General features: G+C 74.3%; 8 protein-coding genes. 6 read left to right on the top strand and 2 right to left on the bottom strand.

Annotated elements, in window-relative coordinates; all coding sequences use genetic code 11:
• The first annotated feature begins 91 nt into the window (after positions 1-91).
• From AB0H81_RS42255 to AB0H81_RS42235, 5 genes are all read left to right on the top strand, one after another.
• On the top strand, positions 92-1,390 hold the full coding sequence (locus AB0H81_RS42255) for a DUF4173 domain-containing protein (protein WP_358387370.1): 1,299 nt from the start codon (positions 92-94) through the stop codon (positions 1,388-1,390).
• 72 nt (positions 1,391-1,462) lie between these two features.
• Positions 1,463-3,004, top strand: a complete 1,542-nt coding sequence (locus tag AB0H81_RS42250) for an amidohydrolase family protein (protein ID WP_358387367.1) — start codon at positions 1,463-1,465, stop codon at positions 3,002-3,004.
• A 44-nt stretch (positions 3,005-3,048) separates the two neighbouring features.
• Positions 3,049-4,125, top strand: coding sequence for an alanine racemase (locus AB0H81_RS42245; protein ID WP_358387364.1), 1,077 nt, complete (start codon positions 3,049-3,051; stop codon positions 4,123-4,125).
• 9 nt (positions 4,126-4,134) lie between these two features.
• Positions 4,135-4,515 (top strand): Rid family detoxifying hydrolase, encoded by a 381-nt coding sequence (locus AB0H81_RS42240; RefSeq protein ID WP_358387361.1) that lies wholly within the window; start codon positions 4,135-4,137, stop codon positions 4,513-4,515.
• Between the two features lie 40 nt (positions 4,516-4,555).
• Positions 4,556-5,752 carry a hypothetical protein gene (locus tag AB0H81_RS42235; RefSeq protein WP_358387358.1) on the top strand — a complete coding sequence of 399 codons (1,197 nt, stop codon included), beginning with the start codon at positions 4,556-4,558 and terminating at the stop codon, positions 5,750-5,752.
• A gap of 74 nt (positions 5,753-5,826) precedes the next feature.
• On the opposite strand, the gene AB0H81_RS42230 is transcribed toward AB0H81_RS42235, so the two are convergent.
• Positions 5,827-6,387, bottom strand: coding sequence for a TetR/AcrR family transcriptional regulator (locus AB0H81_RS42230; RefSeq protein WP_358387355.1), 561 nt, complete (start codon positions 6,385-6,387; stop codon positions 5,827-5,829).
• Between the two features lie 4 nt (positions 6,388-6,391).
• Positions 6,392-7,009 carry a LysE family translocator gene (locus AB0H81_RS42225; protein WP_358387352.1) on the bottom strand — a complete coding sequence of 206 codons (618 nt, stop codon included), beginning with the start codon at positions 7,007-7,009 and terminating at the stop codon, positions 6,392-6,394.
• 117 nt (positions 7,010-7,126) lie between these two features.
• Here AB0H81_RS42225 and AB0H81_RS42220 point away from each other — a divergent pair.
• Positions 7,127-8,601 (top strand): AAA family ATPase (locus AB0H81_RS42220; RefSeq protein WP_358387349.1); only part of this gene is annotated, 1,475 nt, incomplete at its 3' end.

The following is an 8,601-nucleotide window of genomic DNA, read 5'->3' as shown; positions in this document are numbered from 1 at the left end:
GCCGTCACCGCACTGGATGTCGTAGATCTCGACGCCCAGCACCACCCGCGCGACCCGCTTCTTCTCGGCGGCCAGCATCCGCGCCACCCGGTTGCGCCGTCTGACGCCATGGACGGGCGCGTACGCCCTCGTCGCGTACACCCTGATCTCCATGGCGGCCGTGCGCGACGCCGACTGGCTGGTCGGCGTGCTGCTCGTGGCCGGGCTCGCGCTGGCGGCGCTGGCCGTGTCCGGGGCCGGGCTCGGCTGGATCGGCGCGATCAGGGGCGTGCTGTCGGTGCTGCTGGCGCTGCCCCCCGTGCCGTGGTTCCTGGCCGAGCCGCTGAAGAGGCTCACCGCCCGGCGGCGGATCCTGCCGGTGCTGGCCGGGCTCGGCCTCACGGCCGTGCTGGTCGGGGTGTTCGGGCTGCTGTTCGCCTCGGCCGACCGCGTGTTCGCCTCGTACGTGCGGCGCCTGACCGCCACCCCCGACTGGGCCGACACGCTGCCGCTGCGCGTCTTCCTCTTCGCGGTCGTGGCCGTGCTGCTGGCGGCCGTGGTGCTGGTGGCGCTGCGGCCCGTCAATGACCCGGCCGGGCCCGAGGTCAAGCTGACCGTGAGCCGCAGCGTGTGGCTGCTGCCGCTGACGGCCGTGAACCTGCTGTTCGCCGCGTTCGTCGCCGTGCAGATCACCGCGCTGTTCGGCGGCGACGCGTGGGTGCTGAGGACGGCCGGGCTCACGTACGCGGAGTACGCCAGGGAGGGGTTCTTCCAGCTCGTCGTGGTCAGCGTGTTCGTGCTCGGCATCGTCGCGGTGGCCGCCGGGGTGCTGCGCGTGGGGCGGCGCGAGCGCTGGCTGCTGGCCGGCCAGCTCGGGGTGCTGTGCGCGCTGACCCTGGTGGTGCTCGCCTCCGCGCTGCACCGGCTCGCCCTCTACACGGACGCGTACGGGCTGTCCCGGCTGCGGTTGTCGGTGCAGGCGACGCTGTGGTGGCTGGGCGCGGTGTTCGCGCTGGTGCTGCTGGCCGGGGCGGTACGGCTGGCGGGCCGCGGCTCCGCCTGGCTCCCGCGTACGGCCGTGCTGGTCACCGGGGTGGCCCTGGCCGGCTTCGCCTTCGTCAACCCGGACCTGCGCGTGGCGCAGACGCAGGTGACGGTGCGCGGGGTCGCCAAGATGGACTCCGACTACCTGGGCGACCTGGGGGCCGAGGCGGTGCCGGCGCTCGACCGGCTGCCGGAGCCGCAACGCAGCTGCGTGCTGGCGGACGTGGTGGCGGCCAACGACCTCAAGGACGCGGACCCGTGGAACGGCTGGAACCTCGCCCGCGCCCAGGCCCGAGCCGTTCTCGCCGAGCACCCGATCCGTCCGGACGTCTCCTGCTCGGGGGAGTCCTCCCGCACGATCGACTGACGCCGCCACCCTTCTCCCCTCCCTCGAAAGTCCGTCGAGCAGGAGGGAGGGGAGATCGGGTTTAATCCTTGGGTGGCATTCGATGTGATCATCAGTGGCGGCCGGGTGCTCGACGGCACCGGCGCCCCGCCGTACCGGGCCGACGTGGCCGTCACCGGCGACAGGGTCGCGGCCGTGGGGCGGCTGGACGGCGCGGGCGCCGCCACCGTGATCGACGCGACCGGCCGGCTCGTCTCGCCCGGGTTCGTCGACTGCCACGCCCACGGCGACGCCACCGTCTTCGACCCGTCCGTGCAGCTCGCGGCGCTCCGGCAGGGCGTGACCACGTTCGTGCTCGGCCAGGACGGCCTCTCGTACGCCCCCGGCTCCGCCGGCACCGTCGCCTACGCCGCCCGCTACTTCGCCGCGGTCAACGGCCCCCTGCCCGGCGTCCTGGAGCAGGGCCCGCTGAGCGTGGACCGGCTGCTCCGCGCCTACGACCGGGCCGCCGCGCTCAACACCGCGTACCTGCTGCCCCACGGCACCATCCGCTACGACGTCATGGGCCCCTCGCCGCAGGCCCCGTCGCGCGACGAGCTGGCCGCGATGCTCGACCGGGTCGAGCGCGGCCTGTCGGAGGGCGCCGTCGGGCTGTCCACCGGCCTCGAGTACCTGCCCGGCCGCTACGCCGCCGCCGAGGAGCTGGCCGCGCTGTGCGCGCCGCTCGGCGGCCTGCCGTACGTGACGCACATGCGCGCCTACGGCAACCGGGCCGGGGTCGGCATGGCCGAGGTGAACGAGATCGCCGAGCGCTCCGGCGCGGCCGTCCACGTCTCCCACCTGCACGGGCCCGCCGACGTGCTGCTGCCGCTGGTGGAGGAGGCGCTGGCCGCGGACGTCGACCTGACCTTCGACACCTACCCGTACCTGCGCGGCAGCACGATCCTCGCGATGGTGGTGCTGCCGCCCGACGTGCCCGCCGCCGAGACCGGCCGGGCCCTGGAGATGCTCGGCTCCGGCGAGCTCGACGCCTGGTGGCCCGGGCTCGCGCAGACCTGGCCCCGGCTGACCGTCTCGCACGCGCCCGGCCTGGAGTGGGCCGAGGGACTGACCATGGTCGAGGCGGCCGAGCGGGAAGGCGTGGAGCCGGCCGAGTTCTGCCGGCGGCTGCTCGTCGAGACCCGGCTGGAGGCCGGCTGCGTGTCGGCCCGGCCGGACGAGGGGCCCGAGGGCGAGGAGTCCGTCCGGCGGATGCTGCGCCACCCCGCGCAGACCGGAGGCTCCGACGGCATCTACGTGGGCGGTCATCCGCATCCGCGCGGCTTCGGGGCGTTCGCCCGTTTCCTCGGCACGCACGTGCGCGAGCTGGGCGACTGGACGTGGGAGCAGGCCGCCGTCCACCTGGCCGCGCATCCGGCGCGCCGCTTCGGGCTGGCGGACCGGGGGCTGCTGCGGGCCGGGTTCGCGGCGGACGTGGTGGTGTTCGACCCGGCCACGGTGGCCGACCGCGCCACCTACGACTCGCCCCGTACGCTCGCGACAGGGGTGGACGACGTGCTGGTGTCCGGCGTGCCGGTGCTGGCGGCCGGCGAGCCGACCGGAGCCACGCCCGGCCGGGCGCTGCGCTCCCGCTGACACCCACCCCGACGAGCATCAGGAACCGGGAAAGAGGAGACGTCGTGCAGGAAGCCATCGGCCGTTCGATCTTCGACGGCGGCCTGCCGTTCCCCGTGATGGTCGTGCACCGCGAGGCGCTGGAGCACAACATCGCGACCATGGCCGCGTTCGCCCGCGACCACGGCATGGAGCTCGCCCCGCACGCCAAGACCCACATGTCGCCCGAGATCGCCGCCCGGCAACTGGAGGCGGGCGCCTGGGGGCTGACCGTGGCGACGACGCGGCAGGCCATGGCGGCGCGCTCGTTCGGCGCCGCGCGGATCGTCGTGGCCAACCAGCTCGTGGACCCGGCCGGCCTGGCGTGGGCCGCCGCCGAGCTGGCCCGCGACCCCGGATTCGACCTGCTGAGCTTCGCCGACTCCGCCGCCGGCGTGGACATCCTCGCCAAGCACGCCGGCCCCCGGCCGTTCAGGGTGCTCGTGGAGCTGGGCCACCACGGCGGGCGGGCCGGCTGCCGGTCGCTGGAGGAGCTGCTGGAGGTCGTCCGGTACGTCCAGGAGAGCCCGGGTGTGGAGCTGGCCGGCATCGCCGGGTACGAGGGCGGGCTGGCCGGCGCCGACGAGGTCCGCGCCTACCTGCGCGCCCTCCAGGACGCCGTCGAGCACGTGCGCCTCAGGCGGCCCGTGCTGACCGTCGGCGGCAGCCAGTGGTTCGACGTGATCGGCAGGGAGCTCGTCGCCACCAAGGCCACCGTGGTGCTGCGCAGCGGCGCCTACGTCACCCACGACGACGGCTACTACCGCGAGCGCACCCCGTTCAACCGCGTCGAGGGCGAGCTGCGGCCCGCGCTGGAGGTCTGGGCGCACGTGCTGTCCACCCCCGAGCCCGGCCTGGCCGTCGTGGGCATGGGCAAGCGCGACGCCCCGTACGACGAGGGCCTGCCCGTCCCGAAGCGGGGCGGCGTCACGGTGCTGCGGATGCAGGACCAGCACACGATGGTCCAGGCCGACGGGCTGCGCCCCGGTGATCTGCTCGCGTTCGGCATCTCGCACCCGTGCACCGCGTTCGACAAGTGGCGGGCGCTGCCGGTCGTCGACCGTGACTACCGTATCGTCGGCGAGATCACCACTCTCTTCTGAGGAGCACGCATGAAGAAGGAGCTGCGCAGCACCGAGGGCGCCGCGCCCGTCGGCGCCTACTCCCAGGGCCTGGTCGTCGGCGACTTCGTCTACACCTCCGGCGCCGGTCCGCTGCACCCGGAGACCGGCGAGGTCGTCGGCGACGACGTGGCGGCCCAGACCCACCAGACGATGCGCAACCTCGGCGCCATCCTCGCCGCCCACGGGCTCGGGTTCGACGACGTGATCAAGGCGACGGTTCACCTGCAGCACCTGCAGCGCGACTTCGCCGCCTTCAACGAGGTCTACAAGTCCTACTTCACCCAGCCGTACCCCGTGCGGACCACGGTCGGCTCGGACCTGATGAACATCCTCGTGGAGATCGACTTCGTCGCGCACAAGAGCGCCTAGGCGGCACTGCGAGGCCCGGACGGAACTGTAAGGTCGGCTCGTGGACAGTTCGGTGTACGTCTTCGTCGAGGATCTGCGCGGTGAAGGCGTCGAGCGGGTGCTCGACAGGATCGGCGGCTACGGCGTCACCGGCGTCACCGTCGGCGCGGTGCACCACGCCTGCCGCGACGTCACCCCGCACGGGCTGTCCCGGCTGACCGTCCGCCACGACGCCGCCCACTTCACGCCGCCGCCCGAGCTGTTCGCCGGGCTGCGGCTCAAGCCGCCGACCGGCCACCCGGACGTCCTGGACGGGCTGGCCGACGCGTGCGCTCGGCGCGGACTGAAGCTGCACGGCTGGACGGTGTTCCTGCGCAACGCGACGCTCGGCGTCCGCCACCCGGACGTGACCGTGCGCGACTGCTTCGGCGACCGCGGCTCGCCCGCCGACCTGTGTCCCGCGCATCCCGACGTGCGCGACTACGCCGTGGCCCTCGCCCGGTCCGTCGCCCGGCTCGGCGTGGAGAGCGTGGTGGCCGAGGCGCTGCACTTCAACCCGCTGCGCGCGCAGCGCTCGTTCGTGCCGCTCGGGCCGATGGACACGTACCTGTTCGGGCTCTGCTTCTGCGACTACTGCATGCGCCGCGCCACCGACCTGGGCGTCAACGCCGAGGCGGCGCGCGAGGAGTGCGCCGGCATCGTCGGGCGCGTCCTCGACGGCGACCCGCCCGCGCAGGGCGAGGTGACGCGGGCCGCGCTCACCGCCTACGCCGGTCCCGAGGTCGTGGCCTACGCCCGGGCCCGGTCGGAGACCGTGACGACGCTGGTGTCCGAGGTCGCCTCGGCCGTCGACGCCGAAGGGGCGAGGCTCGTCTTCGTCGACTCCACCGGCGCGGTGAAGGGGTACACCGACGGGCTGCCCACCCCCGGCCTCGCCGCGCACGACGCCTGGCAGCTCGGCGTCGACCTGGTCGCGCTCGGCGACCTCGTGCCGGCCTTCGGGGTGCTCGCCTACGCCCGCGACGCGGCCCGGGTGGCCGACGACGTCGGCGCCTACCTGCGCTCGGTCGGCAAGGACCGCGAGGTGCGGGCCGTGCTGCGGCCCGGCCACCCCGACAGCGACTCGGCCGACCGGCTCGTGGCCAAGGCCCGCGGGGCCAAGGCGGCGGGGGCGGCGGCGGTCGACTTCTACGCGTACGGGCTGGCGCCCCACCCGGTGCTGGACCGCATCCCGGCCGCCCTGGCGGAGGCGCAGTAGCCGCGGAACGGACCGCCGGCCCGTCCAGGACCGTTACCGGGCGACCTGTGAGGCCGCCGGCCCGTCCAGGACTGTTACCGGGCGACCTGTGAGGCCGCCAGCCCGTCCAGGACCGCCGACACCGCCTCTTCCGCGAACCCGCCGGTCGCCGGCTGCCCACGGAACACCGCCCGTACCCACACCGCCCCGGCCAGCAGGTCCACGACCAGCATCGGGTCGGCCGTCCGGCTGAGCTCGCCCCGCCGTACCGCCCGCTCGAACACCGGCCGCTCCCGCGCGAACCGGTCGGCGAAGAAGCGCCGCCCGTCCAGCTCCGGATGGCGTACGGCGGCGGCCAGCGCGGCGAGCGCGATGTCGCGCGCCGGAGGCCGCGTCAGCAGGGCCGCCATGCCCTCGACCAGCGCGACCAGGTCGCCCCGCAGGCTGCCCGTGTCGGGCGGATCGAACCCCAGCACGTCCGCCTCCACCAGCGCCGCCCCGAGCAGCGCGGCCTTCGACGGCCACCAGCGGTAGATCGTCGTCTTGTTCACGCCGGACCGCTCGGCCACGCCCTCGACCGTCAGCCCGTCGTAGCCCCGCTCGGCGACCAGCCGGAGCGTCGCGTCGAAGATCTCCTGCTGCTTCCTGGGCGCCATGCCGTCATTTTCTCCCGGTGAACGCGGTGACCACGCCCATCCCCAGGTAGACCACGCCGCTGACGTACCGCAGGGTGCGGGCCCGGCGGGCCAGCCGGGTGCCGAGTGCGCCGGCCGTGAGCGCGTACACGATGTCCGACAGCAGGCCGAACGTGAGCAGCGTGACCCCGAGCACCACGATCTGCAGGGCCGGCGAGCCCGCGCGCTGGTCCACGAACTGCGGCAGGAGCGCCAGGAAGAACAGCGTGACCTTGGGGTTGAGCACGTTGACCACCACCCCTTCGAGGAAGACCTTGGGCAGCGGCTGGGGCCGCAACGCCCGTCCGGCCGCCTCCTCCTTCGAGGTGAGCGCGCGGACGCCCAGGTAGACGAGGTACGCGACCCCGGCCCACTTGACGATCCCGAAGAGCGTCGCCGACTTCGTGATCAGATACGACAGGCCGGCCGCCGCGGCGGCGATGTGCACGAGCGTGCCCGTCTCCACGCCGAACGCGCTGGCCAGGGCCGCGGCTCTGCCCTGGGCGAGGCCGCGGGCGGCGATGTAGAGATGGTTGGGGCCCGGGATGACCACGAGGGCCAGGGAGGCGCCGGCGAAGAACACGAACGTCGACCAACTGATCATGAAATATCAGCGTAGAGGCGGCCTTTTATAGATATGAAGGCCAATGGCGGGCGGTAGAGGTGGGCCAATGAGTGTCGGCGGGTCGTGGCATAGTTGCTGAACGTGAAGGGTCTCCTGGTGGGTCGCGGTAGCGAGTTGGCGCGGCTCGTCGGCGTGCTGGAGTCCGCCGCGGCCGGCACCGCCGGGGTCGCGCTCATCGGCGGCGACGCGGGCATCGGCAAGACGCGCCTGGCGACCGAGCTGGTGGCCGAGGCGCGCGAGCGCGGCTTCCACGTGCTGTCCGGGCAGTGCGCCGAGCTCGGCGACGCCCTGCCGTACCTCCCGCTCGCCGACGCCCTGCGCGGCGCCGAGCCCGCGGTGCGCGAGGCCGCCGAGGCGCACCCGCTGCTCGGGCAGCTGCTGCCCGGCGCCGAGAGCGCCCAGTCGGCCGGCCTGACGCAGCAGCGGCTGTTCGGGTCGCTGCTGGGGCTGCTGGCGGGCATCCAGCCCGTCCTGTTCGTCATCGAGGACCTGCACTGGGCCGACCGCTCCACCCGCGACCTGCTCGTGTTCCTCAGCCGGATGGTGCAGAGCGAGCGGGTCTGCGTGGTCGGCACCTACCGCACCGACGACCTCCACCGGCGCCACCCGCTGCGGTCCGTGCTGGCCGAGCTGAAGCGGCTGCCCACGGTCACGGCGGTCGAGCTGGGGCCGCTCGACACGGGCCAGATGTCCGACTACGTCGCCACCATGGGCGAGGTCGCCGCGCAGGAGCTCGGCATGATCGTCGCCCGCGCCGACGGCAATCCGTTCTACGCCGAGGAGCTCTTCGCCGCCATGTCCGAGGGCGACAGCCTGCCCGACGGCCTGGCCAGCCTGCTGCTGTCGCGGGTCGAGGTGCTGTCCGAACCGGGGCAGAGCGTGCTGCGCGCCGCCGCCGTGGCCGGGCGGCGCGTCGAGGACGAGCTGCTGCGCGAGGTCTCCGGGCTGCCGCTCGCCGACTTCGAGGAGGCCGTACGCGAGATCGTCTCGCGCGGGCTGCTCCGCGTCGACGGCTACGGCTACGCCTTCCGCCACGCGCTCCTCCAGGAGGCCGTCTACACCGACCTGCTGCCGGGCGAGCGCACCCGGCTGCACGCCGCGTTCGCGCGGCTGCTCACCTCGCCCGCCGAGCTGGCCCACCACCACCTGGCCGGCCACGACCTCGCCGGAGCCCTGGCCGCCTCCGCCGAAGCCGGCCGGCTGGCCGAGCGGGTCGGCGCGCCGGCCGAGGCGCACCGCCACTACGACCAGGCCCTCTCGCTCTGGGAGCGGGTGCCCGACGCCGAGGCGCTGGCCGGCGAGAGCCGGGCCTCGCTGGCCTTCCGCAGCGCCGTCATGGCCTCCGACAGCGGCGACAACCACCGGGCCGTAGCCCAGCTGCGCGCTTTGCCGCCCACCTCGGCGGTCAACGAGCGGCTGGCCTACTACCTGTACGAGATGGACGACGAGGCCGGCGCCATCGCCGCCGCCGAGCAGGCCGTCGCCACGGCCACCGGCGACGGGTGCCTGGCCCGCGCCCTGGCCACCCAGGCCCGCACGCTCACCTGGGGCCCCCGCCACGCCGAGGGCCA

It is taken from the genome of Nonomuraea sp. NPDC050691 (genome assembly GCF_040654455.1).
In the GTDB taxonomy this organism is placed as follows: Bacteria; Actinomycetota; Actinomycetes; order Streptosporangiales; family Streptosporangiaceae; genus Nonomuraea.
The sequence above is the reverse complement of the archived record's forward strand: the minus strand, read 5'-3'. Positions and strand labels throughout refer to the sequence as shown.